21 protein-coding genes are annotated in these 26,128 nt (G+C 45.6%); 12 read left to right on the top strand and 9 right to left on the bottom strand.

The window, feature by feature from the left end; translation table 11 throughout:
- Positions 1 to 273 precede the first annotated feature (273 nt).
- Positions 274 to 3,075: a DNA polymerase I gene (gene polA / locus JQC93_RS14525; RefSeq protein WP_205159139.1), complete on the top strand. Its 2,802-nt coding sequence runs from the start codon at positions 274 to 276 to the stop codon at positions 3,073 to 3,075.
- A 299-nt stretch (positions 3,076 to 3,374) separates the two neighbouring features.
- Positions 3,375 to 3,446, top strand: coding sequence for a hypothetical protein (locus JQC93_RS20550; protein ID WP_456243399.1), 72 nt, complete (start codon positions 3,375 to 3,377; stop codon positions 3,444 to 3,446).
- Positions 3,447 to 3,708: 262 nt separating this feature from the next.
- Here the strand turns inward: JQC93_RS20550 and yihA are convergent, their stop codons facing one another.
- Entirely contained in the window at positions 3,709 to 4,401 is a 693-nt protein-coding gene (yihA, locus tag JQC93_RS14530) for a ribosome biogenesis GTP-binding protein YihA/YsxC (RefSeq protein WP_205159140.1), read from the bottom strand.
- A gap of 128 nt (positions 4,402 to 4,529) precedes the next feature.
- Here yihA and JQC93_RS14535 point away from each other — a divergent pair, with 128 nt between their 5' ends.
- From JQC93_RS14535 to hemN, 5 genes are all read left to right on the top strand, one after another.
- Positions 4,530 to 5,162, top strand: a complete 633-nt coding sequence (locus JQC93_RS14535; RefSeq protein ID WP_205159141.1) for a c-type cytochrome — start codon at positions 4,530 to 4,532, stop codon at positions 5,160 to 5,162.
- 707 nt (positions 5,163 to 5,869) lie between these two features.
- A complete protein-coding gene (locus JQC93_RS14540) occupies positions 5,870 to 6,517 on the top strand; it encodes a class I SAM-dependent methyltransferase (protein ID WP_205159142.1) in 648 nt (215 codons plus the stop codon).
- Positions 6,507 to 7,079, top strand: coding sequence for a Der GTPase-activating protein YihI (gene yihI / locus JQC93_RS14545; protein ID WP_205159143.1), 573 nt, complete (start codon positions 6,507 to 6,509; stop codon positions 7,077 to 7,079). Before JQC93_RS14540 ends, yihI begins: the two co-directional genes overlap by 11 nt.
- Positions 7,080 to 7,083: 4 nt before the next feature.
- A complete protein-coding gene (locus JQC93_RS14550; RefSeq protein ID WP_205159144.1) occupies positions 7,084 to 7,575 on the top strand; it encodes a DUF2489 domain-containing protein in 492 nt (163 codons plus the stop codon).
- A 152-nt stretch (positions 7,576 to 7,727) separates the two neighbouring features.
- Positions 7,728 to 9,101, top strand: coding sequence for an oxygen-independent coproporphyrinogen III oxidase (hemN, locus tag JQC93_RS14555; RefSeq protein ID WP_205159145.1), 1,374 nt, complete (start codon positions 7,728 to 7,730; stop codon positions 9,099 to 9,101).
- 61 nt (positions 9,102 to 9,162) lie between these two features.
- On the opposite strand, the gene add is transcribed toward hemN, so the two are convergent.
- The 4 genes from add to glnA all read right to left on the bottom strand — a co-directional run bounded on the left by add (position 9,163) and on the right by glnA (position 14,571).
- On the bottom strand, positions 9,163 to 10,161 hold the full coding sequence (gene add / locus JQC93_RS14560; RefSeq protein WP_205159146.1) for an adenosine deaminase: 999 nt from the start codon (positions 10,159 to 10,161) through the stop codon (positions 9,163 to 9,165).
- A 212-nt stretch (positions 10,162 to 10,373) separates the two neighbouring features.
- Positions 10,374 to 11,783 carry a nitrogen regulation protein NR(I) gene (gene glnG, locus JQC93_RS14565; RefSeq protein ID WP_205159147.1) on the bottom strand — a complete coding sequence of 470 codons (1,410 nt, stop codon included), beginning with the start codon at positions 11,781 to 11,783 and terminating at the stop codon, positions 10,374 to 10,376.
- Positions 11,784 to 11,820: 37 nt separating this feature from the next.
- Positions 11,821 to 12,876 carry a nitrogen regulation protein NR(II) gene (gene glnL, locus JQC93_RS14570; RefSeq protein ID WP_205159148.1) on the bottom strand — a complete coding sequence of 352 codons (1,056 nt, stop codon included), beginning with the start codon at positions 12,874 to 12,876 and terminating at the stop codon, positions 11,821 to 11,823.
- Positions 12,877 to 13,161: 285 nt separating this feature from the next.
- Positions 13,162 to 14,571, bottom strand: a complete 1,410-nt coding sequence (gene glnA / locus JQC93_RS14575; protein ID WP_205159149.1) for a glutamate--ammonia ligase — start codon at positions 14,569 to 14,571, stop codon at positions 13,162 to 13,164.
- Positions 14,572 to 15,065: 494 nt separating this feature from the next.
- Here glnA and typA point away from each other — a divergent pair, with 494 nt between their 5' ends.
- The 4 genes from typA to JQC93_RS14595 all read left to right on the top strand — a co-directional run bounded on the left by typA (position 15,066) and on the right by JQC93_RS14595 (position 19,353).
- Positions 15,066 to 16,892 (top strand): translational GTPase TypA, encoded by a 1,827-nt coding sequence (gene typA / locus JQC93_RS14580; RefSeq protein ID WP_205159150.1) that lies wholly within the window; start codon positions 15,066 to 15,068, stop codon positions 16,890 to 16,892.
- Positions 16,893 to 17,067: 175 nt separating this feature from the next.
- Positions 17,068 to 17,994 carry a virulence factor BrkB family protein gene (locus JQC93_RS14585; RefSeq protein WP_205159151.1) on the top strand — a complete coding sequence of 309 codons (927 nt, stop codon included), beginning with the start codon at positions 17,068 to 17,070 and terminating at the stop codon, positions 17,992 to 17,994.
- Positions 17,966 to 18,400: a D-aminoacyl-tRNA deacylase gene (dtd, locus tag JQC93_RS14590; protein ID WP_205159152.1), complete on the top strand. Its 435-nt coding sequence runs from the start codon at positions 17,966 to 17,968 to the stop codon at positions 18,398 to 18,400. Before JQC93_RS14585 ends, dtd begins: the two co-directional genes overlap by 29 nt.
- Before the next feature lie 56 nt (positions 18,401 to 18,456).
- Positions 18,457 to 19,353 (top strand): bifunctional GNAT family N-acetyltransferase/hotdog fold thioesterase, encoded by an 897-nt coding sequence (locus JQC93_RS14595; protein ID WP_205159153.1) that lies wholly within the window; start codon positions 18,457 to 18,459, stop codon positions 19,351 to 19,353.
- A 132-nt stretch (positions 19,354 to 19,485) separates the two neighbouring features.
- On the opposite strand, the gene JQC93_RS14600 is transcribed toward JQC93_RS14595, so the two are convergent.
- From JQC93_RS14600 to hslR, 4 genes are all read right to left on the bottom strand, one after another.
- Positions 19,486 to 21,378, bottom strand: coding sequence for an AsmA family protein (locus JQC93_RS14600; protein ID WP_205159154.1), 1,893 nt, complete (start codon positions 21,376 to 21,378; stop codon positions 19,486 to 19,488).
- Positions 21,379 to 21,501: 123 nt separating this feature from the next.
- Positions 21,502 to 23,130 (bottom strand): phosphoenolpyruvate carboxykinase (ATP), encoded by a 1,629-nt coding sequence (gene pckA / locus JQC93_RS14605; RefSeq protein WP_205159155.1) that lies wholly within the window; start codon positions 23,128 to 23,130, stop codon positions 21,502 to 21,504.
- Between the two features lie 595 nt (positions 23,131 to 23,725).
- Positions 23,726 to 24,598, bottom strand: coding sequence for an Hsp33 family molecular chaperone HslO (gene hslO / locus JQC93_RS14610; protein ID WP_205159156.1), 873 nt, complete (start codon positions 24,596 to 24,598; stop codon positions 23,726 to 23,728).
- A 13-nt stretch (positions 24,599 to 24,611) separates the two neighbouring features.
- On the bottom strand, positions 24,612 to 25,001 hold the full coding sequence (gene hslR / locus JQC93_RS14615) for a ribosome-associated heat shock protein Hsp15 (protein WP_205159157.1): 390 nt from the start codon (positions 24,999 to 25,001) through the stop codon (positions 24,612 to 24,614).
- A gap of 203 nt (positions 25,002 to 25,204) precedes the next feature.
- Here hslR and gspC point away from each other — a divergent pair, with 203 nt between their 5' ends.
- Entirely contained in the window at positions 25,205 to 26,119 is a 915-nt protein-coding gene (gene gspC / locus JQC93_RS14620; protein WP_205159158.1) for a type II secretion system protein GspC, read from the top strand.
- Positions 26,120 to 26,128 lie beyond the last annotated feature (9 nt).

Raw genomic sequence — 26,128 nt, forward strand, 5'->3', positions numbered from 1 at the left:
ATCATTTGGGGATCTGCCTGTGTGTTTGAATTTTTATTTTAAGTTATTGTTATTAATGCCTTTTGTAGGGTTTGCCATTTTTAATAATGGTGACGATCTATCGGTTGCCACTTTTTGCTAACAAAGTTATCCACAGTGGACGAGTGGGGTCAGTTCACGGTTTTGTTTTTTGGTGATGAAAAATAGGGCGCTTAATTCAATTGAGATAGCCAGCAACCGCAACTCGTGGCATCCTTTAGCGCTACAGTAAATGACGACACGGAAAATAGTGCTATGGCGAACATTCCTGATAACCCATTGATTTTAATTGATGGCTCTTCTTACCTATATCGAGCTTTCCATGCTTATCCTGAATCAATGAGTAATGGCGATATTCAAACCAACGCAATCTATGGTGTGGTCAATATGCTGCGCAGTATGATGAAGCAGTTTTCATCTGAGCGCATAGCCGTCATTTTTGACGCCAAAGGCAAAACGTTTCGCGATGACATGTATCCGGAATATAAAGCCAATCGTCCATCTATGCCCAATGAGTTGAGAAGCCAAATAGAGCCACTGCATAACATCATTAAAGCCATGGGGTTACCTTTGTTGGTCATTCCTGGTGTCGAAGCCGATGATGTGATTGGAACACTCGCCCATCAAGCCTCTCAGCAAGGTATGCCTGTATTAATAAGTACTGGCGATAAAGATATGGCGCAGTTGGTTGATGAAAACGTCACTTTGATTAATACCATGACAAATGTGGTCATGGACCCTCAAGGCGTTGTGGATAAGTTTGGTATTGGTCCAGAACTTATTATCGACTTCTTGGCCTTAATGGGCGACAAGGTCGATAACATTCCGGGCGTACCGGGCGTGGGCGAAAAAACCGCGCTAGCACTGCTCCAAGGTATTGGTAGCATTGACGATATATATACTCGTCTCGATGATATTGCCCCATTGGGATTCCGTGGTTCGAAAACCATGGCCAAAAAACTGACTGAACATGAAGACAACGCCAGGCTGTCGTATGAGCTGGCGACCATTAAACTGGATGTTGAGTTAGAGAATGCGCCAGAGTCGCTGGTCAAACAAACCCCAAATAAAGATGAGTTGATTGCCCTTTACGGGAAGTACACCTTTAAGTCGTGGCTTAATGAGCTCCTTGAAGGTGGGACTGGTGAAGTTATTGCTGATGAGAAGTCGGGCCGCACCAGTGTCGCTTCAGGGTCATCGGACGCCTCGTCTGGCCAGCCAACTGGAGACGCTATCACAATTGATCGCAGCCAATACCAAACGATTCTGACCGAGGAAGTGTTTGCACAGTGGTTATTTAAACTTGATGCTGCAGATCTGATTGCATTTGATACCGAAACAGACAGCCTGGATTATATGGAAGCGAACCTAGTAGGTTTGTCGTTTGCGGTTGCAGAAGGCGAAGCAGCTTATGTCCCAGTGGCACACGACTACCTAGATGCTCCTGCTCAACTCGACAGAAACTGGGTGCTTGAGCAGCTAAAACCCTTGCTAGAAGACGCCAACAAAGCAAAAGTTGGACAGAACCTGAAATACGATGCCAGCGTGCTAGCGCGTTATGACATAGAGATGCGAGGTATCGCTCACGATACCATGCTTGCGTCATACGTGTTCAATAGTGTTGGTGGCAAGCACGATATGGATAGCTTGGCACTGCGCTTTTTGCAACACTCATGCATCTCGTTTGAGCAAATTGCAGGCAAAGGTAAAAAGCAACTTACGTTTAATCAGATTGATTTAGAGCAAGCGTCTCCGTATGCCGCTGAAGATGCTGATGTTACGCTTCGACTGCATAACAGTATTCAAAAAGGTATCGCCGGAAACGAAGGCTTAGAGCGAATCTATACTGATATCGAAGTGCCTTTAGTCCCCGTTTTATCCAAAATTGAGCGCACAGGCGTCTTGATCGATGCCATGAAGCTGAATACTCAATCGCAAGAAATTGCTCAGCGCTTAGATGAGCTGGAAAAGAAAGCGTACGAATTGGCTGAGCAGGAGTTTAATCTTAACTCCCCTAAGCAGCTACAAGCGATTTTGTTTGAGAAAATGGGCTTACCGGTTGTTAAGAAAACCGCGTCCGGCGCTCCATCGACTAATGAAGAAGTGCTGCAAGAACTGGCACTGGACTACCCACTTCCTAAGTTAATTTTGGAATATCGAGGATTGGCAAAGTTAAAGTCGACCTATACTGACAAGCTGCCAAAAATGATTAAGCCTCAGACAGGGCGAGTCCATACGTCTTATCATCAAGCGGTTGCGGCGACAGGCCGTCTGTCATCTACCGATCCAAACTTGCAAAATATCCCTATCCGAAATGAAGAAGGTCGTCGTATACGCCAAGCGTTCATTGCGCCAACAGGCTACAAAATTTTAGCGGTGGATTACTCTCAAATTGAGTTGCGGATTATGGCGCATCTCTCTGGCGATCCAGCACTACTTGAAGCGTTCCGTGACGGTAAAGATATCCACGCCGCTACAGCGGCCGAGATCATGGGGACCACATTAGAATCAGTCACCAGTGAGCAGCGCCGACGAGCTAAAGCGGTAAACTTTGGACTCATATATGGTATGAGTGCGTTTGGCTTGGCGAAGCAGCTTGGGATCCCACGCGGCGAAGCGCAGCACTATATGGACACCTACTTTGAGCGCTACCCTGGTGTGTTGCAATATATGGAAGAGACTCGTAGCGCAGCAACCGATCAAGGGTTTGTCGAAACTATTTATGGGCGACGCCTATACCTTCCAGAAATAAAGTCTCCTAACGGAATGCGTCGTAAAGGCGCAGAACGGGCCGCAATTAACGCACCAATGCAAGGTACCGCTGCCGACGTGATTAAGAAGGCAATGTTATTGGTGGATGCGTGGCTAGTAGAACGAGACTCTGATGATGTTCGAATGCTTATGCAAGTGCACGATGAACTGGTGTTTGAGGTGAGAGAAGAGTGCCTTGAAGAGGTAGAAGCTAAAATCTGTGAGCTGATGGAGTCTGCTGCAGACTTATCGGTACCGCTAATCGCCGAAGCTGGACACGGCATCAACTGGGACGAAGCCCACTAAACAAACAATAAAAAAAGGATCTTTGGTTACACAAAGATCCTTTTTTTTCATCAGCGCGAATAGCATTCAATGCTCATTGGCGCTCTCTAGCATCAATGTTCTCCCCACCACTATATCGACGGATACCAAGCCCATTACATTTTTGGGAGCCTGTTTGCTTTTTTGAATCCTCAATTGTTAAATCTTTCTGAATCAATGCTTTATGCTGTACGGTAACTATTTTTGAAAAAAAACAACAAAAACGGTTTCTTTTTTAGTCGGAATTGGGTATATTTGAAGACGTAGGGTACAGAGGTAAGATGTTCTATCTTTCAGACCTTTTGTTTCACGTTATTGGAATTAGAATAATTCAGCAGCCTCAATCGATATGATTGGGGCTTTTTTTATGCCTAAAATTGAGAGGCTGAGCCACTATTCTGTTCTCATCCCCCTATCTACGCCCCCTAATTGTGACAAAGGTCGCAGTTGTTGTTCTGTACTACTTAGGTATGACAATACAAAAACAGTGCGAAAAAAAAGCCAAGATATTGAGTATTTTACTCATCTTGGCTCGATAACTTTATTTTGGGCCTTATGTAATATAATTACATTTTAGACTGAAAATAAGAGGTCAACGTAAGAGAGGTAACTATCTTAAGTTGACTGTGGTGGTAATTGATTAACATCTTCGTTGCTAGTTTCTAAAGAGTCTGTTTCATCCGTTTCGATGAGAGCTGGTGCAAACCAAGTGTCTAGCTTGGCGCGCAGTTGATCTACACCTATTCCCTTGAGTGACGAGAACATATCCACACTTACATCACCACCAAACGCTAAAGAGGCGTCACGGATCTTTAGCAATTGGGCTTTTCGTGCTCCGCTTTTTAATTTATCGGCTTTGGTAAGTAAAACTTGAACGGGTATACCGCTATCCACAGCCCAGTAGATCATTTGTTGATCGAGGTCTTTCATTGGATGTCGAATGTCCATTAGTACGACTAATCCTTTTAAACATTCGCGCTTTTGCAGGTACTCGCCCAAAGACTTCTGCCACTTTTTCTTCATCTCTAGTGGAACTTGTGCAAACCCATACCCCGGTAAATCGACAATATGGCAATGGTCTCGTACTTTGAATAAGTTGATCAATTGGGTGCGACCAGGGGTTTTACTGGTTTTGGCTAAACTTCTTTGGTTGGTCAAGCGATTGAGTGCACTCGATTTACCCGCGTTAGAGCGACCGGCAAAAGCAACTTCAATGCCTTGGTCTTCAGGAAGGTGGCGAATATCGGGGGCACTAGTAATAAAGTGCGTGTTTTGGTAGAAAATTTTTTCGCTCACTGTTAACTCCATCGCGACTTTGTGTAGTCGATTGATTACTTTTTTGTGAATTTGTGTAAAATAGCCGTGCTCGGCATAGGGTCGTTGATTGTATCACGACTCTTACCCACTGGAAGCTCAATAATTATAAACGGATTGTCATGAAGAAATTAGCGCTACTATTCTCTCTATTGGCTGGCTGCTCAACTTGGGCGCTTGCAAACGACGCTCAAGGAAACATTGAGGCGGGTCTAGCCAAATCACAAACCTGTGTTGCCTGTCATGGTGCAGACGGTAATAGCCAGTTAACGAACTACCCGAAGATCGCTGGGCAGCATGCAAGGTACATCGAAAAACAGTTAAAAGAATTTAAGCTCGGTATGACCACCAATGGTAAACAAGGTCGTTACGATGCAGTGATGGGTGGGATGGCATTGCCATTATCCGATCAAGATATTTTAGACCTGTCGGCGTATTACTCTTCTTTGCCTATGTCTGAAAACAACACACCAGAAGACGTTGTCGACGTAGGTAAAGTGTTATACAACGCGGGCGATGCAGAGCGTGGTCTAGTTGCGTGTATTGCATGTCATGGTCCACGTGGTAATGGTACAGAGTTGTCAGGATTCCCCAAGATTTCTGGCCAGCATGCCGATTACAACAAATTACAACTCACCAAGTTTAAAGCCGCTGAGCGCAATAATGATCTCAACGGCATGATGCAAGATATTGCTATCAAATTGACCGACGCCGAAATTGACGCGCTGTCAAAATACGTAGGCGGCTTACACTAGTTTATCGCTGATTGCATCAAGCTCTAACAATAAGGCAGCTTTGCACAAAGCTGCCTTATTCGTATTCATTCCCGCAATATCAAAATAATCTTTCATAGTTCGTTGCACGCAATTATTGATTCACAGCTATTATCCCTACTATGTGTAAGACATTTGCCACTCTTACCTAGCTATCTTTGATGTATCAATACTGTTAACTTCAATAAAAACAATGTATTGAATGATTGGTTTGTTGTGTGGTTTTCACTGTGTGAGCTTCATCAAGCACTATTGCCAAAAAACACTGTTAAATTAGTTCCATCTTCTAGAGAACATCCTCTAAAGGACAAAATAGATAGAGCAGTGGAGGGCACTATTTATTTTCAATAGGAAAACGCTGCAATGGATAGCAGCTAACAAGGATGGTTGAGTCGCAACTTCGCGCAAATGGAACATCACCGAGGACGGTGACCGTCTAGGATGGATTAGGGAAGCAAAAATCATCAGGACGATGAACTACAACGAATTTGGTACGGAAGCCGTAACAATAGATGGACTTTGTAGGCGACAGGTTTTTCCTGTCGCTTTTTTCTTTTTAGTCTAGGGTAATTCAACCCCAAGTCACGCCATTTCACTCATAGATTTTGTCGAATTTTCCTCCACTCTTGCCTCATAATCTGCTATGTTTCGCCTCCTCCTAGTCAATCCCTAGTTAATGGAGCATAGAAATGAATGAGTGTCCGCTCTGTCATCAGTCCGATAGCGAGTTTTATCACCAAGATAAACGCCGTATTTATCGCCAATGTCAGCGCTGCCAATTGGTGTTTGTAGAGCCCCACTTTCGTTTAGATGCTGACGCTGAAAAAGCTTGTTATGACCATCATCAGAATGACCCTTATAATGATGGGTATCGACAATTCTTATCAAGAATGTCGACCCCACTCTGTGAGCGTATTAATACTGATGCTAAAGGGCTAGATTTTGGGTGTGGACCAGGTCCTGCTCTGGCATACATGTTGAGAGAGCATGGGTACAGCGTCAATCTGTTCGATATTTACTATCATCCAGATCCCAATCCGCTATCACAGACGTATGACTTTGTGACGGCGACGGAAGTGATTGAGCATTTGTATCAGCCCGATATAATTTGGTCTCAATGGCTAAATTTGCTTAACCCAGGTGGTTGGCTTGGAGTGATGACCAAAATGGTCATTGATGTTGAGGCATTTGCCTCGTGGCACTACAAAAATGACGTTACGCACGTCTGTTTTTACAGTAGAGCTACTTTTGAATACTTGGCCAATAGAGACGGGCTGCAGCTAGACTTTATTGGCAACGATGTGATCCTGTTGAGGAAACCCGAACATGAGTCGTAATAAAAAATCGAGAAAACCAGGCGCCGGCGGCGAAGTGGATGTGATTGTTGTACGTAATCGTACAGAATCTGATGTAGAAGGGCGTCTACGTAAAAAAGCGAAAAAGCGCAAAGGACTTAAAACCGGCAGCCGCCATTCAGACGGTAGCGATAACGCTGTTCGTGGAAACGGTATCGCGCGCGACCCTCGCCTTGGCAGTAAGAAGAAAATTCCTTTGGTGGTAGAAGCCAAGAAAAAACCATCCAAATCTGAGAAAAAACGCTCAGCAAAACAAGAGTTAGAGCTGCTCGAAAATGATGCTCAACTTTTGGTACTGCTTGACCGCTTAGACAATGGCGAATCCTTGGGTGCAGGCCTACAACAGTACGTTGATCAGAAGCTATCTCGCATTGAAGTGCTCATGAACCAACTTGGCCTACTGGACGACAATGATTTTGAAGACGAAATCGAGCCACAAGAAGCGCCACAGCCTCAAAAAGCCAAAACGAAAGCGAAAAGCAAAACGGATGATGCACTGCTCAACGAGTTTGAAAACTTAGATTGGGACGAATTTAAGGAATAAAGGAATGAATTGGACGCTGCTTATCATTGTGGGTATCGGCATTGTGGTGGCGCTGGCCACCTATGCGGGATACTTACTGCTGCAACTTAAGAAGCAAAAAGCTTTGATTGCTCAACAGCACAAATTGGCGGTTGAGCAGCGCAACGCCAAAATATTCGAAAGTGCCCATACGTTGTGTCTTGCCGGAATTCAAGGTCAATGCGATCTGTCTGAAATCAGCATTCGTTTATGCAATGTATTGGATTATGTTCAAGGTGAACAGCGAGTTGATGTTAAACAGAGTCTTCCTGCAACCTATGAACTGTTTGATATTGTCAATGACATGGCACGGGGAGAGTCGAGACAAGAGCTCCCTAAAAAGCAGCGCATGCAGCAGACGTTAACAAGGCATAAAGCAGAGGCTCGACTCAACGACGCAATTATTGAAGAGTTGAAAGTGTTGATCAAACAGTTGCAGCCATTGAATAACCAGATTTCTATTCAAACTGTGCATTAGTTGCGTAACAGACTGCTAACAACTGTAGTGATCTATCCCGCAATAATGGGGTTTGATCTAGAGCAACTGATAACGTTTTAAGCGTATTCATGGCGTCTATGGCAAAATAGACGCCATCGTCATATATGGGCCTTTTAAAGACAGACATTACCATGCAAAGCCAGCAAATAATTTGGGATCAAGAGATGCTAGAGAAGTATAACTACTCTGGCCCTCGTTACACTTCATACCCAACCGCAGTCGAATTTCACGAAGCCTATACCGTGGCAGAGTTTGATATGGCGTGTCTTGATTACCCTGAAAGACCCCTATCACTGTATATCCACATCCCATTTTGTCACAAGCTTTGTTACTACTGTGGCTGCAACAAGGTGATCACTCGTCACAACCACAAAGCCGATGAATACCTCGATGTGCTTGAGTGTGAAATCAGAACGCGTGCAGCGCTTTTGCAAGGCCGCACTGTAACCCAATTGCATTTTGGTGGTGGTACACCAACATTTTTAACAGAAGCCCAGATCAGTCGCGTTATGGACATTGTCCGCGACGAGTTTTCATTCTCCGATGACGCCGAGATCAGCATTGAAGTTGACCCGCGTGAAATCCAATTGACGATGTTGGATCACTTGCGTGGTGAAGGCTTTAATCGTCTTAGCATTGGTGTGCAAGACTTCAATAAAGAAGTTCAAAAACTGGTTAACCGAGAGCAGGACGAGCAATTTATCTTCGATATGGTTGCACGAGCGAAAAAACTCGGATTTCGATCAACGAACCTCGACTTGATTTACGGCTTACCTAAGCAAACTGCAGAGAGTTTTGCCGAAACGGTAAAGCAGGTTCTTGAGATGCGCCCTGGCCGTTTATCGGTGTTTAATTACGCCCACATGCCACAACTGTTTGCGGCTCAGCGTAAAATTAAAGATGATGACTTGCCACAAGCGCAAGAAAAAATGGCGATTCTGCAGCAAACCATCTCAACCCTTACCGGTGAAGGCTATCAGTTTATTGGTATGGACCATTTCGCTTTGCCTGATGATGAGCTAGCGATAGCGCAACGAGAGGGGATTTTGCACCGCAACTTCCAAGGTTACACCACACAGGGTGATTGTGACTTGGTTGGCTTTGGGGTGTCGGCGATTTCGATGATCGGCGACAGTTACGCGCAGAACCAAAAAGAACTGAAAAAATACTATAGTCAGGTTGATGACCAAAGACATGCCTTATGGAAAGGGGTTTCACTAGATAGTGACGACTTACTTCGCCGAGAAGTAATCAAAGCGCTAATCTGTAATTTCAGCTTAGACAAGTCTGCTATTGAAAAACAGTTCTCAATCACCTTCAATGATTACTTTGCTGAGGACTTAGCGTTACTACAGACGTTTGTTGACGATAAACTGGTCGAAGTAAGTGATACAGAGATTACAGTGAGTTTGCGAGGTCGATTGCTGATCCGTAATATCTGTATGTGTTTTGATAAGTATCTGCGTGACCGTGCTCGTCAACAGCAGTTCTCGAGAGTAATTTAACGATTCAATACGCAACCGGCCCAAACTAATGGGCCGGTCGCTAACTCATAACGCGGCGAATTTAGCGTTGTGCAGCCATCTCCTGAAGTGCTTTTTTGTCCCCGTCAGAAAGAAACGCGATTTCCAAACCATTGCGCTGAGCTTGCTCAATTTGCGGTTGAGTCAAAATTTGCGGCGCAGCCACTTCATACTCATACGGCAAATCAATCCCTTCTACGGCAGGATCGTCGGTGTTTAACGTTGCGAGTACGCCGCGCTCCAGAAAATGCTTAATTGGGTGAGACGCTAAAGATTCTACCGTACTGGTTTGAATGTTCGAGGTTAAGCACGACTCAATACCAATACGGTGCTTCGCTAGATAATCGACAAGGCTGTCATCTTCAAACGCTTTGACGCCATGGCCAATTCGAGTTGCACCTAAGTCTTGGATGGCTTGCCACATGCTCGCCGCTCCCGCAGCTTCGCCAGCATGAACAGTCACATTGAGATACGCGTCGCGAACACGTTTAAAGTGTTCGACAAATTGCTCACCCGGCTGCCCAATCTCATCTCCCGCTAGGTCAATGGCGATTAGGCTCTCTTTGCAGGCGAGCAGTGCATCTAGCTCTTGAGTACAGGCCTCAACACCAAATGTTCGGCTCATGATCCCAATGAGATTGGTTTTAACCCCAAAATCGCGGCTCCCAGCGGCCACACCATCGATGACGGCTTCAACCACACCCTGAACAGGTAAATTGTGTTTCATGGCCATATAGTAAGGAGAGAAGCGCAGCTCGGCGTAGTCGATTTTCGCTTGTCGTGCATCTTCGACGTTTTCATAGGCGACGCGATAAACCGCATCCAAATCACCCAGCGCTGCAACACCCCAGTCGAGTTTTTGTAGAAACGCGACTAGTGACGGTTCATTTTCGACAATTTGAACATGCGGGCGTAAGCCTTCAAGATCGTCAGCTGGAAGCTTGATGCCAAACTTTGGTGCTAAGTCCAAGATGGTTTGTGGACGAATGTTGCCATCAAGATGGCGATGTAAGTCTGTGACGGGCAATGTGAAATTTAGCATGCAATGGGCTCCATATTCTTTTTTGCCTAAGTATAACCAGTCGTAGACAAAAAGTGAGGGGGATCAAAAATTTCTGCTAAGGGTAGCGATTACGTGATGTTTTATTGTGCAGAATACAGTGCGTTTGAAGAGGTGAAACGTTGCTTCGGCTGCGATTGACAGCAGAAGCACACGTTAGATTAGGTTGCTAGGATGCAACCTAGGTTGCTCGATTAGCTAATATCCAGCTCTTTCAGTTTTCTCGTAAGCGTGTTTCGGCCCCAGCCCAATGCTTTTGCCGCATCTTGTTTGTGGCCATTGGTATGCTTAAGCGCAGTTTGCAGCAATATTCGCTCAAACTCCGGTAAGGCATCCGCCAAGATATCGATCTTGCCTTGCGCAAATTGTTGATCTGCCCAGTTTTTAAGTAGCATCTGCCAATTATGCGCTTCTGTACTGCCTGTGGCCGGTGATTCATCAAAAAGCTCTGGTGGTAAATCATCAGGCAAGACTTCATTGCCACTGGCCATCACCGTAAGCCAACGACAGATGTTTTCCAACTGACGCACGTTTCCGGGCCAAGATAATGATTCCAACGTTGAAATCGTATCTGAATGCAGCAATTTCACCTCAACACCCAACTCTTCTGCTGCAAGGGATAAGAAATGCTTAGTCAGTTTTTCGATGTCTTGTTTACGCTCTCGCAGTGCCGGGATCTGAACTCGAATCACATTGAGACGGTGGAATAAATCTTCCCTAAAGTCGCCCGCCTGAACCAATTTTTCTAAGTTTTGGTGGGTGGCAGCAACGATACGGACATCGACCTTGATCGCCTCTCGTCCACCGACTCGATAAAATTGACCATCGGCCAGCACGCGAAGCAGTCGCGTTTGAATGTCGAGTGGCATATCGCCAATCTCATCCAAAAACAGTGTTCCGCCATTAGCTTGTTCAAAGCGCCCTTGACGCACATTCGCAGCGCCCGTAAAGGCCCCTTTTTCGTGACCAAACAGCTCGGATTCGATTAAGTCTTTGGGAATTGCTGCCATGTTTAGAGCGATAAAAGGGTTTTTTGCGCGAGGAGAGTGTTTATGCAGCGCATGCGCGACCAGCTCCTTACCGGTGCCCGACTCACCATTAATTAATACTGAGATTGAAGAGCGAGATAAGCGACCAATTGCTCTAAATACTTCCTGCATAGCAGGGGCCTCACCAATGATTTCTGGCGTGCTCTCTGGCTGCTCAGCTAAAGAGAGGCTTTCTTTTTTCTGCTCTTGGCTATGAGTAATAGCACGTTCAACCAAGGTCACGGTTTCATCGACGTCAAAAGGCTTTGGAAGGTATTCAAAAGCCCCTGTTTTGTAGGCTTTGACGGCCGCGTCTAAGTCGGAGTGTGCGGTCATAATAATGACGGGCAACTCAGGTAACTTTTGATGGACCTGCTTGAGCAAATCTAAGCCATCGATACCCGGCATGCGAATATCTGAAACCAGAACATCGGGTGTTTCACGCTCAAGTGATTGCAACACGCTTTCACCATCGGCAAATGTCTCACACTGAATGTTGGCGCTGGATAAAGTTTTCTCCATCACCCAGCGGATAGAACTGTCGTCATCAACAACCCAAACGTATCCTTTACTCATAACTGGTATCCTTGAACTTACGTGTGGTAGGGAAGCCCTAAGCCACTAAAATCGGTATAAAAATGGTAAATATGGTGCGCCCTGGCCAGCTTTCGACTTCAATTTTTCCTTGATGTTGATCCACCAAAGTTTGCGCTATCGATAGCCCTAGTCCTGTACCGCCTTCACGCCCACTGACCATGGGGTAAAACAAGGTATCCTGTAGCTCTTTTGGGATGCCGGGGCCGTTGTCGGTAATTTCAATCATCGCAGCCAGTTTGTGGTGCTTGCCATGAATATTGGTCTGATGCACGGTGCGAGTTTTTAGAACAATTTTCCCATCATCACGCCCGCGTAAAATTTGTGCGGCATTGCTAATAATATTGAGCAGTGCTTGTTCAATCTGGTCGGTATCCATCAAAATGTCTGGTAGGCTCGGATCATAGTCTCGTTGAAAGACTAAGCATCGCTCGCTTTCCAGCTCAACCAATTGCCTGACTTTCTCAAGCAACAAGTGCAGATTTTCCTGCTTCTTGGTGCCAGGACGCTGCGGTCCAAGCAGTCGGTCAACGAGGCTTCGTAATCTGTCCGCCTGTTCAATAATGATTTGCGTGTATTCGTGCAAGGATGGGTCAGGAAGCATACGTTCCAGTAGCTGCGCTGCGCCGCGTAATCCACCTAATGGGTTTTTAATTTCATGGGCCAGTGAACGAACTAATAATTTCGCCGCTTGTTGCTGTGCGTGTTGGTTCAATTCTTGGCTCAGTCGTCGCTGTTGATCGACTTTTTTGAGCTCTACCAGCAACATCAATGATTTATTCAGCGTTAACGGGCTTACCGTCATTTCAACTAGCAGCGGCTTACCATCAACCACCAAAGTCACATCGCTGTCGGTCATGCTTTGGCCGCTTTGCAATGGTTGAGTCAATAACGCTAAATCCAGAGAAGCATGTTGGACAACCTTGGATAACCCTTTATCGATGATGCGTTTTCGACTGTACGAGAAAAGTTGTTCCACTGCCGGGTTGGCGTAACGAATCACCAGTGCTTCATCTAAGAGCAGTGTTGCGGTGACCATATTATCGATAATGGTTGTCGTAACTGAGTTGTCCATAATCCGACGCCTACCTATTTTAAGCCTTTTGCACCATTGTAAGTCTTTGCACAGATTTGGTGCAATAGAGTAAACCGCGATCAGACAAAGGGTTTTACGTTTTGCCTGAGCAAGCTGTGCGCTTTTTTGGTGCGAAAAGACGGAATTTCTAGCCTATTCACATAACAATGCAATTACCTTGCCGTAATTTGGTGCGAGAGGGTAAGTTATCTATTTGAAAAGTAAGTTATTTAAAACAAAAACGGCCTGCATAAGCAGGCCGTTGAATTATGCGTAAAGTATCAATTACACAGAGTAGTAAAGTTCAAACTCAAGTGGGTGAGTTGTCATGTTTACTTTTTCTACGTCTTGAGACTTAAGATCGATGTAAGAATCGATGAAGTCGTCAGAGAATACGCCGCCAGCGGTTAGGAACTCACGGTCCGCGTCTAGACATTCTAGAGCTTCTTTTAGTGAGTAAGCCACTGTTGGGATTTCAGCTGCTTCTTCTGCTGGTAGGTCGTACAAGTCTTTGTCCATTGCTTCACCTGGGTGGATCTTGTTCTTAATTCCGTCAAGACCAGCCATTAGCATTGCTGCAAAGCATAGGTATGGGTTAGCAGATGGGTCACCAAAACGTAGCTCGATACGACGTGCTTTAGGGCTTGGTACTACTGGGATACGGATAGATGCAGAACGGTTACGCGCAGAGTATGCAAGCATAACAGGTGCTTCGAACCCAGGTACAAGACGCTTGTACGAGTTAGTTGACGCGTTAGCAAATGCGTTGATTGCTTTAGCGTGCTTGATGATACCGCCGATGTAGTAGATAGCTAGGTCAGATAGACCGCCGTACTTGTCACCCGCAAACAAGTTCACACCGTCTTTTGCAAGAGATTGGTGAACATGCATACCAGAACCGTTATCGCCTACTAGTGGTTTAGGCATAAAGGTTGCTGTTTTACCAAATGCGTGTGCAACGTTGTGTACTACGTACTTGTAAACCTGAATCTCATCCGCTTTAGCTGTTAGAGTGTTAAAGCGAGTTGCGATTTCGTTTTGACCCGCAGTTGCCACTTCGTGGTGATGCGCTTCAACAACTTGGCCCATTTCTTCAAGAACCAAACACATTGCTGAACGGATATCTTGAGAAGAATCAACAGGAGCTACTGGGAAGTAACCACCTTTAACGCCAGGACGGTGACCTTTGTTACCACCTTCAAACTCAGTACCTGTGTTCCATGCTGCTTCTACGTCATCAATCTTGAAGAAAGAACCAGACATGTCAGTAGAGAACTTAACATCGTCAAATAGGAAGAACTCTGGCTCAGGACCGATTAGAACGTCGTCAGCGATGCCTGTAGAGCGCATGAAGTCTTCCGCGCGCTTAGCGATAGAGCGTGGGTCGCGATCATAGCCTTGCATAGTTGCAGGCTCTAGGATGTCACAGCGAAGGTTAAGTGTAGAGTCTTCTGTGAATGGGTCCAGTACCGCAGAGCTTGCGTCTGGCATCATTACCATGTCAGATTCGTTAATGCCTTTCCAGCCAGCAACTGAAGAGCCATCGAACATTTTGCCTTCTTCGAAAAAGTCAGCGTCAACTTGGTGAGCAGGAATCGAAACGTGCTGCTCTTTACCTTTTGTGTCTGTGAAGCGCAGGTCGACAAACTTCACTTCATTTTCTTGGATCAGTGATAGAACATTTTCTACTGACATTTCGGATAACCTCCAGTGTTTATAAATCGTTGTGTCTAGTGGCGTGTACTTCAAATGGTGCAGGCTCACTAAATATGTATTCGAAACTATTTCCATCTAAGCTAGAACTGTGCCAAATATTTTGTTCTTTATAAAACAGTCACTTAGTAATTGCCGCATCCTAATGGTGCATTTCAGTGCACCACAAAGATCCATCGATGCACTATCTTGGTGCGCCATTTTGGTGCGATAGCTACTGTTAGACTGTTTTCTGCACAGTGAATGTATTGAGCAGCTTTTTAATTTCTGTGTCAATTGCCGGCGCATTGAAACTCCACGGTCGAGATCTAAGTCATGCTTTTTATGCAATGAATGCAACAGCGTGCTACAGATTTATGTCGCTCAAGATCACAATTCTCTGGGAATTTGAGCAAAATCTGGTACATTATGCGCCAATTAACACGCTTGACAGCAAGCCTAATCCGGCGTATCACGCCGCAACAAGAGTGAAATAGATGTCTACATCAATCGACAAACTCAGAAACATCGCCATTATTGCGCACGTTGACCACGGTAAAACAACGTTGGTAGATAAGCTGCTGCAGCAATCCGGCACTTTAGAGACCCGCGGCGAAGTGGAAGAGCGCGTGATGGACTCAAACGATATCGAAAAAGAACGTGGTATCACCATTTTGGCAAAAAACACTGCCATTAACTGGAATGATTACCGCATCAACATCGTAGATACTCCAGGACACGCCGATTTCGGTGGTGAAGTAGAGCGCATCATGTCGATGGTTGATTGTGTTCTTTTGATCGTTGACGCTGTTGATGGCCCAATGCCTCAAACTCGCTTTGTTACTCAAAAAGCGTTTGCTCACGGTTTGAAGCCAATCGTTGTTATCAACAAAATTGACCGTCCGGGTGCACGTCCTGATTGGGTTATGGATCAAGTCTTTGACTTGTTTGATAACCTCGGCGCAAGCGACGAGCAGCTAGACTTCCAAACGGTATACGCATCAGCACTTAACGGTTGGGCAACTATCGAAGAAGAGACTGAAGGCACCGACATGGAGCCTCTATTTCAAGCAATCGTAGACAACGTTGCTGCGCCAGAAGTTGATCGTGAAGGCTCTCTTCAAATGCAAATCTCTCAGCTTGATTACAGCTCTTACGTAGGTGTAATTGGTGTAGGTCGTCTAACGCGCGGTACCATTAAACCAAACCAAATGGTGACGGTAATCGGTGCAGACGGTAAAACACGCAACGGTAAAGTTGGTACAGTGCTAGGCTACCTAGGTCTAGAGCGTCACGAAGTCGCAGACGCTGCTGCAGGCGACATCATCGCGGTAACTGGCCTTGGAGAGCTAAAAATCTCTGACACCATTTGTGCGCAAGGCGAAGTGGAAGCAATGACACCACTTTCTGTTGATGAGCCAACGGTCACCATGACGTTCCAAGTAAACACCTCTCCGTTCGCGGGTAAAGAAGGTAAGTTTGTTACCTCTCGTAACATCCTAGAGCGTCTTGAAAAAGAATTGGTTCATAACGTTGCACTGCGTGTTGAGCAAACGGACGATCCAGACAAGTTCCGTGTTTCTGGTCGTGGTGAACTGCACCTTTCTATCCTTATCGAAAACATGCGTCGTGAAGGTTTTGAGCTAGCAGTATCTCGTCCTGAAGTTATCATCAAAGAAGAAAACGGCCAGTTGATGGAACCGTTTGAAACTGTGACCATCGATGTGCTTGAAGAGCACCAAGGTGGCATCATGGAGAACATCGGTCTTCGTAAAGGTGAACTAACAGACATGGCACCAGACGGCAAAGGCCGTGTGCGCATGGACTTCAACATGCCTTCTCGTGGCTTGATTGGTTTCCAAACGGAGTTTATGACTCTGACTTCTGGTTCAGGTCTTCTTTACCATACGTTTGATCATTACGGTCCACACAAAGGCGGCGACATCGGCCAACGTATTAATGGCGTGTTGATCTCTAACGCGACGGGTAAAGCACTGACTTACGCACTGTTTAACCTTCAAGAGCGTGGCCGCCTATTCAGTGAGCACGCAGATGAAGTTTACGAAGGTCAGGTTATCGGTATTCATAACCGTTCAAACGACTTAACAGTAAACTGTCTGAAAGGTAAGCAGCTGACTAACGTTCGTGCTTCAGGTACTGATGAAGCTCAGGTTCTGACTCCAGCGATTAAGTACACGCTTGAACAAGCGCTTGAGTTTATCGATGACGATGAACTGGTTGAAGTAACACCAGAAAGCATCCGTATTCGTAAGAAGTTCCTAACGGAATCTGATCGTAAGCGTGCAAGCCGCGGCGCGATCTAATTAAGACATCGTCTTTTGAGAAGGGCTCCAAGTAGTTGGAGCCCTTTTTTATTGCCGGCTGTTTTTTTGCTAGAATAAGCACACTCAAGAATTCTCATAGTATTGACGTTGGTTCTGTAGGCCACTGCATTTAAAAAGTTAAACGTTAATTCTCCTTGCACGCAGGAAGCGACACATGGATTGGATCCCTCATCGAGTGCATCTGTTTTTGCACTATATTCATTACTTGGTTAAGCGGGTTAATCACGACCGATTGACCGTTAATGCCGGGTATATGGCGTACATAACGCTGCTGTCATTGGTTCCTTTGACGACAGTACTGCTTACCGCTTTGTCTCGCATCCCGACATTTGCCGGTGCTGGCGATCAGATTCAAGACTTTATCTTTAGAAACTTTGTCCCTGCTGCTGGGGAAGCGGTGCAGTCGGTGTTTACCGTATTTATTGCTAACACAGCCAAGATGACCACTATTGGTCTTGCGTTTCTGTTCGTTGCTGCGCTACTTCTCATTTCCAGTATCGATAGCAACTTAAATTATATTTGGCGGTCTAAAAAGAAAAGAGCGCGAGTGTATTCTTTTTCGTTGTACTGGACAGTGCTGACCTTAGGCCCCATTTTTGTGGGAGCGAGCATAGTAGTAAGCTCATACATTACTGGATTGCGCATCATTAGCGATGACGCGATCAACTTTTTCTACCAAGCATTACCGATACTGTTCTCTTTTAGTGCGTTTTTTGGATTGTATATGTTTGTGCCCAACCTCAAAGTTCGTGTGACTCACGCACTGACAGGGGCACTGATCGCAGGTATCTTATTTGAAGTGTCCAAAAAAGGCTTTGCCATTTACATCACACAATTTCCAACCTACGAACTGATCTATGGCGCACTATCTGCAGTTCCGATACTGTTTGTATGGGTCTATTTGTGTTGGTTTATCGTGTTGGTGGGCGCAGAGATTACCGCCAGTCTTGGTGAGAAAGAATTTTGGCATGAAGAAACCCCTTATCAAGCGAAATGGTTTGTTAAGACGACAGACAAATTAAAAAAACCATCATCCAATAGAGGAGACAGCAGTGATAGCCCTGATACAAAGAGTGAGTGAAGCCAGCGTAAAAGTCGACGGAGAGATCGTCGGCAGTATTGAACAAGGGTTACTGGTGCTGTTAGGTGTTGAAAAAACCGATGATGAAGCAAAGACCAAGCGGATGTTAGAGCGGGTCACTCAATATCGAGTTTTTGAAGACGACGCAGGAAAAATGAATTTAAATGTGCAGGATGTTGGCGGCAGCTTATTAGTTGTGTCGCAATTTACGCTACCTGCCGATACTAAAAAAGGCACTCGTGCAGGTTTCTCGCGAGGTGCGCCTCCGGCGCAAGCAAAAGAGCTTTATGAGCGTTTTATCGAGTTGAGCGCGCAACAACTGCCAACCCAAAGCGGTATCTTTGCGGCAGACATGAAAGTCTCGCTGATCAATGATGGTCCAGTCACTTTTTGGCTAGAAGCATGATGTACATGCAGTCCAAAATCGTATAACCCCCAAGTCCAGCCAATAGAAGACGCGCAATGTATAAATTGATTATTCCCAAGACGGAAAACCAACTTAATAAATATTACCATTTTCGCTGGCAGATGCTGCGTGAACCATGGCAGCGTCCTATTGGCTCGGAGCGAGATGAGTTTGATGAATTAAGCCATCACCGCATGATTGTAGACAGCCGCGGACGCCCAATTGCGATTGGTCGGTTATACATTACCCCTCAGGATGAGGGCCAGATACGCTATATGGCGGTGAAGAACAATCGCCAGGGTAAAGGGTTGGGTTCATTGATTCTGGTCGCTCTGGAGTCGCTAGCGCGCCAGGAGGGGGCAAAGCGTATTGTGTGTAACGCTCGTGAAGATGCTATTGCCTTTTATCGTGGTAACGGGTTTGAAGACCAAGGTGGCTTGCAAGATGAGCGCGGATTTATCCGCCATCAACAGATGGTTAAAGCGCTCGACCCTATGGCCAACGTGATCCGAAAGCCTGAGTGGTGCCAAGAGTTACAAAATCGATGGGAACAGCAGATCCCCATCAGTGACAAAATGGGCATTAAAATTAGCCAATACACTGGCAACAAGTTTGAATGTGTTGCTCAGCTAAACCCTAATTTAAACCCCCACAACACAATGTTTGCAGGTTCTGCATTTACCCTCGCCACCTTAACAGGATGGGGCATGACATGGCTGCTGATGAAAGAGCGAAACCTGCAAGCTGACATCGTACTTGCTGACAGTAAAATCCGCTATCGCCACCCAGTAGAGCAAAGCCCAGTAGCGGTGACCTCTCTCGACGGTATCAGTGGTGACCTCGACAGACTCGCAGGTGGCCGACGAGCACGTGTAGTGATCGAAGTTACCATATACAGTGGCGATACTCCTGCGGTGGAGTTTGTAGGTACGTATATGTTGTTACCAAACTAACCTGAACCAATCTACGATTAGGTTTATTACGCCTAGGTTTTGCAACCTAGGCGGGCATTTCGCAATAGGCAGGTGGAGTACTGCTGCCTGAAACCACAATTGACTTCAAGCAGCCTTATTGCATGCGATTATTTACTGCGGGCAACCAAGCTGCATTTGCGAACGTTGGTTTATAACGTCACGAGCTATCTGTAAGCATTGCGATTCGTGTTGGTGTTTGAGCTCAAACATGAGTTCGCTATGCTCTGGGGATAAAAGGTCACCTTCGCCATAGATAACACCTGCAACCCCTTCTCCAGACAAAGTTGACTCCGGTAAACTGAATCTGCCTCTCTCAAAGCGCAGTTCAATGAGGTTTGCATCAATGGCAAACTCTCCGGCAGGGCTAACTAGAAATAGCTCGCGCAGTTCTAAATTGCTGTAACCGGTTAGACTGTGGCTAAGCATCGCAGCGTCGCCACCTAATCCTGATAAATCCATCGTTAAATCGCCGAATCCTTGCCAGTTGAGTTGCGGAATAACCGGTTCTATCAACGATTGGCTCGGAATGCCAAAACCATCAACATGGAGCTCCCAAGGTCTGCTAGGTAAGCTCATATCCATACTGGCCTTGGTGTCAATTACACCATTTTCGAGGGGAATGTATAAATCATCAATGACCCACTTACCTTCCCGGTTATGGGTGGCTAGCCAAGGTTGCGCCGAATACAAGCCAAACGCGTTTAAGGTGTTGGCAGAGGCGGTAAGCCGCCCTTGCCATAACGCAAATTCATTGTTGTTGCGCAAGGTCAGCGACTCCCCTTCAACATCTAAACCTGAAACCTGCCACAAATTTGGGGTGGCCAAGTAGATGACCTGAACATTGCTCAGTTTTGCCTTTTCTATGGAGATATCCTGGTATCGCGCAGACAGTTGGTGTAGCAGTTGAAGTTGCGAAGCTTGTTCGATGTGCCATTTTAGACCGCGAACGGAAAAATTGGACAATTTGATGGCGTTTGGGGTGACTTGGCCGCTCAGATTAATTTGCCCTTGATGCAATTGCGTAGAAAGCTGTTCAATGTTCACTTTGTCTTGTGTGAGAGACGCCACCACGATTGGAGAAAGCCACAACTCTCCTTGCCAAACGACATTATCGGCGTCAAGGGAGAGTTCGGTATTTTGTTGCCATAGATCAAATGGTGCGGTTAACTGAGCCACATTGAGTTGCAGGTTTTCAATTCGATCCCGATCTAAATAAAAGTGACTGTTTGTGATCGCCAAATTATCGATACTGGTAATGTTATCTTGCAGCCAGTTAACGCTGCTGGAGGCAGCCGTAGAGAGCGTAGACTGATCATAGGTCAGCTTATCAATTTGCGTATTGAGCAGTCGCCACCTGTCACCCTGCTGTTCAGCCTGAGTTGAAAATGATGCTTTATTCCATGCAAAACTCAGCGCGTAGATTTTTGATTCAGCAGGAAAAATATCCATATCGAGATAGATATTGTCCAGCGCTTCTCCTTGCCAGTAAATCTGGTCAAGTTGAACTTTCAGTTGGCCTTTGGCAACACCATAGCTGGAATCGCTAGAGAACACTGGCTGAGACAGTTGCAAACTCAAGTTACGAGCAATGACCCCGTCAATCGCAATATCTACGTTACGCAGTGCAATGTGGTCGATGTCAATTTGAGCCGAGTGAAGTAGCGACAGTTCATTGATCACCGCTTTATGTTGAATATTCAAACCCGCAATCAAAAGAGAAGGGACGTTTAGTTGTGAAGGGGAGGACCACTGCCAGTTTACGTGGGCTTCTAGCAGCTCAATGTAGGTTTGGTGCGTATCATTGAGCTGCACACCTTGTAGGGTAATGGTGCTGGGAAACTGAAAGGTTGCCTTTTCTGCACTGCTAATACCTTCTATTTGTTGCAGCAGGTAGCGATTAACAACTTTGGTGGCATAGGGTGAAGTAAGCGTTGCAATGAGCAGTGCGACACTTAATGTCACAATGACCACAAGAACCAGTAACAGTTGCCATACTCGCTTCAATATTTCATCCTCAATCCCTTAAACAGGTACAAAGATGAACGATTCTTGCCTTAGACGCAAACAAAAAGGGCGTATCCATGGATGCGCCCTTTCGAAGTTAGAGGTAATTCTAATTATTGAGTCTTAATCGAGCTGAGGACCCGCTTTAATCAATGCCTTACCTTCGGCGTTGTCGGTGTATTTGGCGAAGTTCTTAATGAAACGACCGGCCAAATCTTCCGCCTTGCTTTCCCATTGTAGTGGATCCACATAGGTATCGCGCGGGTCCAAAATGTTTGGGTCTACATGTGGCAATGATGTCGGAACTTCTAGATTAAAGATTGGCACTTGAGTGGTTTCTGCATCTTCAATCGAACCATCCAAAATCGCATCTATAATGGCGCGAGTATCTTGAATCGAAATACGCTTGCCACTGCCGTTCCAACCCGTATTCACCAAGTACGCTTCTGCTCCTGCTGCTTCCATACGCTTAACCAATACTTCCGCATATTTGGTTGGGTGAAGTGTAAGGAATGCCGCACCAAAACAGGCAGAGAAAGTTGGTGTTGGCTCAGTAATACCACGCTCAGTACCAGCCAGTTTTGCTGTAAAGCCGGATAAGAAATGGTACTTGGTTTGCTCTGGTGTCAACTTAGACACAGGTGGTAGTACACCAAACGCATCAGCCGAAAGGAAAATCACTTTGTTCGCGTGACCGCCTTTAGATACAGGCTTCACAATGTTATCGATGTGATGCAGTGGGTAAGATACACGTGTATTTTCAGTTTTTGAGCCGTCGTCAAAGTCAATTGAACCATCGTTGCGAACCGTTACGTTCTCAAGCAAGGCATCACGACGGATTGCGTTGTAGATGTCTGGCTCAGCTTCTTTGGACAGTTTGATGGTTTTCGCATAACAACCACCTTCGTAGTTGAAAATACCGTCATCATCCCAGCCGTGTTCATCATCGCCGATCAGAGCGCGTTTTGGATCGGTTGATAAGGTTGTTTTACCCGTGCCAGATAGTCCAAAGAATACAGCCACTTCACCGTCTTCGGCCATATTGGCACTACAGTGCATAGAGGCGATGCCCTTCAGCGGTAAGAAGTAGTTCATCATCGCGAACATGCCTTTCTTCATTTCGCCGCCGTACCAAGTACCACCAATGAGCTGCATTTTTTCGGTTAAGTTAAAGACTGTGAAGTTTTCTGAGTTCAGACCATGCTCTTTCCACTTCTCGTTAGTGCATTTAGCACCGTTCATCACCACAAAGTCGGGTTCGAAGGTTTCTAGCTCAGCCTCGGTTGGACGAATAAACATGTTTTTCACAAAGTGCGCTTGCCACGCAACTTCTGTAATGATGCGAATGCTTAAACGAGTGTCTGGGTTGGCACCACAGTAACCATCGATCACAAACAAACGCTTGCCCGATAGCTGACCTGTTACTAATTCTTTCAAATCGTCCCAAACTGCAGGCGTGATTTGTTTGTTATCATTTTTCACAGCATCAGAGGTCCACCACATGTTTTCACGAGTGGTATCGTCCATGACGATGTACTTATCTTTTGGAGAACGACCGGTAAATTCGCCAGTGTCTACTGCGACTGCACCCAACTCAGTTACAATGCCTTTTTCATAGCCTTGTAAATCCTCGCGTGTTTCTTCAGCAAATAGCACTTCATAACTTGGGTTACGCAGTACTTCAGTGACACCAGTTAGACCATGTTTGGTCAGGTCGAGACTTGCAGCTTTAGTATGTTCCATAACAGTCATACGCGCTCCTTTTAGGATAAATTGTAGAGTAATTGTAAGAATTTATAATTTTTATCAGGCTTCTTGGTGTTTATTTACCACTCAAACAGTCGATGTCTAACGTCATACTATCCCTGTTTTTTGTGTGGTTTTAATTGTTGTGTCACACTTTTGCCTGCTCATTTTATCGTTACAATGATCTCTTGCGCTAGATCAAGTCGGTTAATTTCTCAACAAAAATAAGCTGTAATAAAGTGACTTAAGTGTTTGTTTTATTGTGATGAAATGAACTATTTTCGCTATTGCGGGGCTGTTCTGAAAGAAAGTTAGCGACAGAACAATCTAAGGTAAACTAAACTTTTAGTAGAATTTCCACATAGTACATATTTTAAGCTAATGAAAAACAAGGCCTTATTATGACGAAAACGTTACTGTTGCGCAGATGTTAAATTTCATGTTGTTTACAAGTGTAATTTTGTTTTTGTTTCAGCTATCAAAAATGAGAAAAAAGTCAGTAATTTGATCTTGGATCGATCAAAACAAAAAAAGGAGCCCCACTGGGACTCCTAGAAAATCACTATTAAGTACTAATTTGTTATTTACTGTGTCGCAGATACTAGTGAACGGTAGGTTGATTTCCATCGTTATTGAACAAATCCGCGATTTGCCCAGCATCAAACTCGTAGCTTGAACCACAATAATCGCAGTGTAACGCAACGACGCCTTCGGTTTTTAGGATGTCTTCTACCTCAGCACGCTCAATAGTCAGAATTGCACCGGCACTTCGCTCGCGTGAGCAGCCACAGTGAAACTCGACTTCTTGAGATGGAAACAGCTGCACTTTCTCTTGGTTGTACAAGCGATACAATAGATCTTGAGCAGGCAAGCTAAACAACTCTTCATCTTTAATGGTGTTGGTTAGCTGCTCTAAGTGCTCAAAATCTTGATCGCTACCCGTACCGTCTGGCATAACTTGAAGTAACATGCCGCCAGCATGGGCTTCGCCGTTATGCTCTCCAGTACGGATCCAGATGCGTGTTTTAAGCTGCTCCGAGCGCTCAAAGTACCCTTCGATCACTTCACTTATGGTGTCACCTTCTAAACCAACGACACCTTGATATTGCTCACCGTTGTTTGGCTTAATAGTGATCACAAGGTGACCCTTACCCATCATCTGATGCAAAGTGGCGTCATCGGCAATGTCCCCCTCAAAACGCGCAACACCACGCATCTTTTGCTCGTGGTCACCGTTGATCACGGCCAAAGATACCGGTCCGTCACCTTGCAGTTGCATGGTGATAGAGCCTTCAAACTTAAGTGTCGCTGTTAATAGAGAGGTGGCGACGAGCAATTCACCAAGCAACGTTTGCACTGGAGCTGGGTACGTTTTGCTGGCAATAATCTGTTGGAAAGGCTGCGCCAATTGCACAAGCTCACCACGCACAGACAATTCTTCAAACAGGTAACGATTTAGTTGGTTGTTTTCCATTCGGAAGCTCCAATTATTGATGTTTAAACTTAATCAGGTCACGACGCTGCTTTTTATCCGGGCGTCGCTCGGGGCTCGGGTTGTGAGCCAGTATTTTTCGTTGCTCTGCATTGCGATCACGCTTGGCAGTGCTTTCTTGAGTTTCTTGGTAAAGCGTTTGTGCAATCGGAGCGCCTTTACGCTGATCCGATAAAATTAGCACTTCAACCGTTTTTTCTTCGTGGCCCTGACGTAGGGTAATAGTAGCACCCAGCTCGACCAGTTTACTGGGTTTGGTGCGCTGACCATTATAGTGGACCTTGCCGCCATCAATCATGTTTCGCGCTAGAGAGCGGGTTTTGTAAAAGCGTGCAGCCCATAACCATTTGTCGAGGCGCACTGAACTGTTATCCGCATTGCCCATGATTTTTTCTTACTGATAGAATTAATTTACCTATTTATGGTGATCCAGCTTACATTTTTCAAGCATAAGAAGAGGAAAATTTCTTGATTAGGCTCAGAGCCGTTATAGGTCTGTGATAGGATGGCTGGCTAAGTCAGAAACAACTTTTGGTGTTGATAGATTTAACACCAGACAAGCGCCATTAAGTGCAGTTAGGATAACTCATGCAAACCACGCTAGGAGCTCACTCGATGCAACGTCTGCTCACCTCCATTAGCAGTCGCCAAGTCACCCTCAGTCGATGGGTGTTTGTGCTATTGCTGGTAGTGATTGCGTGGCAGCTGGGTAAAGCCGTGACAACGTTGGTTGAGCCTGCACAACCAATCCCTGCATGGACCCCTGCCGTAACTCAATCTACAAATAACTTATCAGATAACCAGAGCAGCATTGCAAACATTGTTGATGCCAATTTGTTTGGTCAGTATCAGCGTGAAGTGGTTGCCGAAAAGCAAGAAGTGAAAGACGCCCCAAAAACTCGGCTCAATCTTATTCTGGTTGGTGTGGTATCTAGCAGTGATCCAGCAAAAAGCTTAGCCGTAGTCTCCAACAGCGGCGCACAAGAAACCGTTGGCGTTGATGAGATGATCACCGGCACTCGAGCAAAAGTTGTGTCTGTATTACCTGACCGAATTATCATTGAGAATGCTGGCCGTGACGAGACACTGATGCTCGAAGGTATCGACTATCGACAAGCCTCAGCAGCGTCGACACCGGCGCAGCCTTCTCGAGCCCAGTCTAATGTCATTAGCAACAATGCTGATGTGGCAGACCTAGGGGATCTAGATGCGATTAAACAAGCCATCCTCGAGAATCCTCAACAGTTTTTAAAATACATTCGCCTGTCTCAAGTAAACAGAGATGGCGAGTTGTTTGGATACCGCGTACGTCCAGGTCGTGAGCGAGCGCTTTTTGACTCTGTCGGCTTGCAAGACGGCGATCTAGCGGTCGAGCTTAACGGCATCGATTTGACCGACAAATCGGCCATGGGCAGTATTATGCAAAGTTTTAACGAAATGACTGAAGTGAATCTCACGGTAGAGCGAGACAGTCAGCGATATGATATTTATATCCAGTTTTAAGACTAAACT

This window comes from Vibrio ulleungensis, from assembly GCF_016900875.1.
GTDB lineage: Bacteria > Pseudomonadota > Gammaproteobacteria > Enterobacterales > Vibrionaceae > Vibrio > Vibrio ulleungensis.

Bases quoted from the DNA above. Each gene is read 5' to 3' on its own strand.
- pckA (WP_205159155.1), bottom strand. From the start codon at position 23,130: ATGACTGTTATGGAACATACTAAAGCTGCAAGTCTCGACCTGACCAAA.
- JQC93_RS14535 (WP_205159141.1), top strand. From the start codon at position 4,530: ATGAAGAAATTAGCGCTACTATTCTCTCTATTGGCTGGCTGCTCAACT.
- hslO (WP_205159156.1), bottom strand. From the start codon at position 24,598: ATGGAAAACAACCAACTAAATCGTTACCTGTTTGAAGAATTGTCTGTG.
- glnG (WP_205159147.1), bottom strand. From the start codon at position 11,783: ATGAGTAAAGGATACGTTTGGGTTGTTGATGACGACAGTTCTATCCGC.
- polA (WP_205159139.1), top strand. From the start codon at position 274: ATGGCGAACATTCCTGATAACCCATTGATTTTAATTGATGGCTCTTCT.
- JQC93_RS14585 (WP_205159151.1), top strand. From the start codon at position 17,068: ATGGATTGGATCCCTCATCGAGTGCATCTGTTTTTGCACTATATTCAT.
- yihA (WP_205159140.1), bottom strand. From the start codon at position 4,401: ATGGAGTTAACAGTGAGCGAAAAAATTTTCTACCAAAACACGCACTTT.
- JQC93_RS14550 (WP_205159144.1), top strand. From the start codon at position 7,084: ATGAATTGGACGCTGCTTATCATTGTGGGTATCGGCATTGTGGTGGCG.
- hemN (WP_205159145.1), top strand. From the start codon at position 7,728: ATGCAAAGCCAGCAAATAATTTGGGATCAAGAGATGCTAGAGAAGTAT.
- yihI (WP_205159143.1), top strand. From the start codon at position 6,507: ATGAGTCGTAATAAAAAATCGAGAAAACCAGGCGCCGGCGGCGAAGTG.
- glnL (WP_205159148.1), bottom strand. From the start codon at position 12,876: ATGGACAACTCAGTTACGACAACCATTATCGATAATATGGTCACCGCA.
- glnA (WP_205159149.1), bottom strand. From the start codon at position 14,571: ATGTCAGTAGAAAATGTTCTATCACTGATCCAAGAAAATGAAGTGAAG.
- typA (WP_205159150.1), top strand. From the start codon at position 15,066: ATGTCTACATCAATCGACAAACTCAGAAACATCGCCATTATTGCGCAC.
- hslR (WP_205159157.1), bottom strand. From the start codon at position 25,001: ATGGGCAATGCGGATAACAGTTCAGTGCGCCTCGACAAATGGTTATGG.
- gspC (WP_205159158.1), top strand. From the start codon at position 25,205: ATGCAAACCACGCTAGGAGCTCACTCGATGCAACGTCTGCTCACCTCC.
- JQC93_RS14540 (WP_205159142.1), top strand. From the start codon at position 5,870: ATGAATGAGTGTCCGCTCTGTCATCAGTCCGATAGCGAGTTTTATCAC.
- add (WP_205159146.1), bottom strand. From the start codon at position 10,161: ATGCTAAATTTCACATTGCCCGTCACAGACTTACATCGCCATCTTGAT.
- JQC93_RS14595 (WP_205159153.1), top strand. From the start codon at position 18,457: ATGTATAAATTGATTATTCCCAAGACGGAAAACCAACTTAATAAATAT.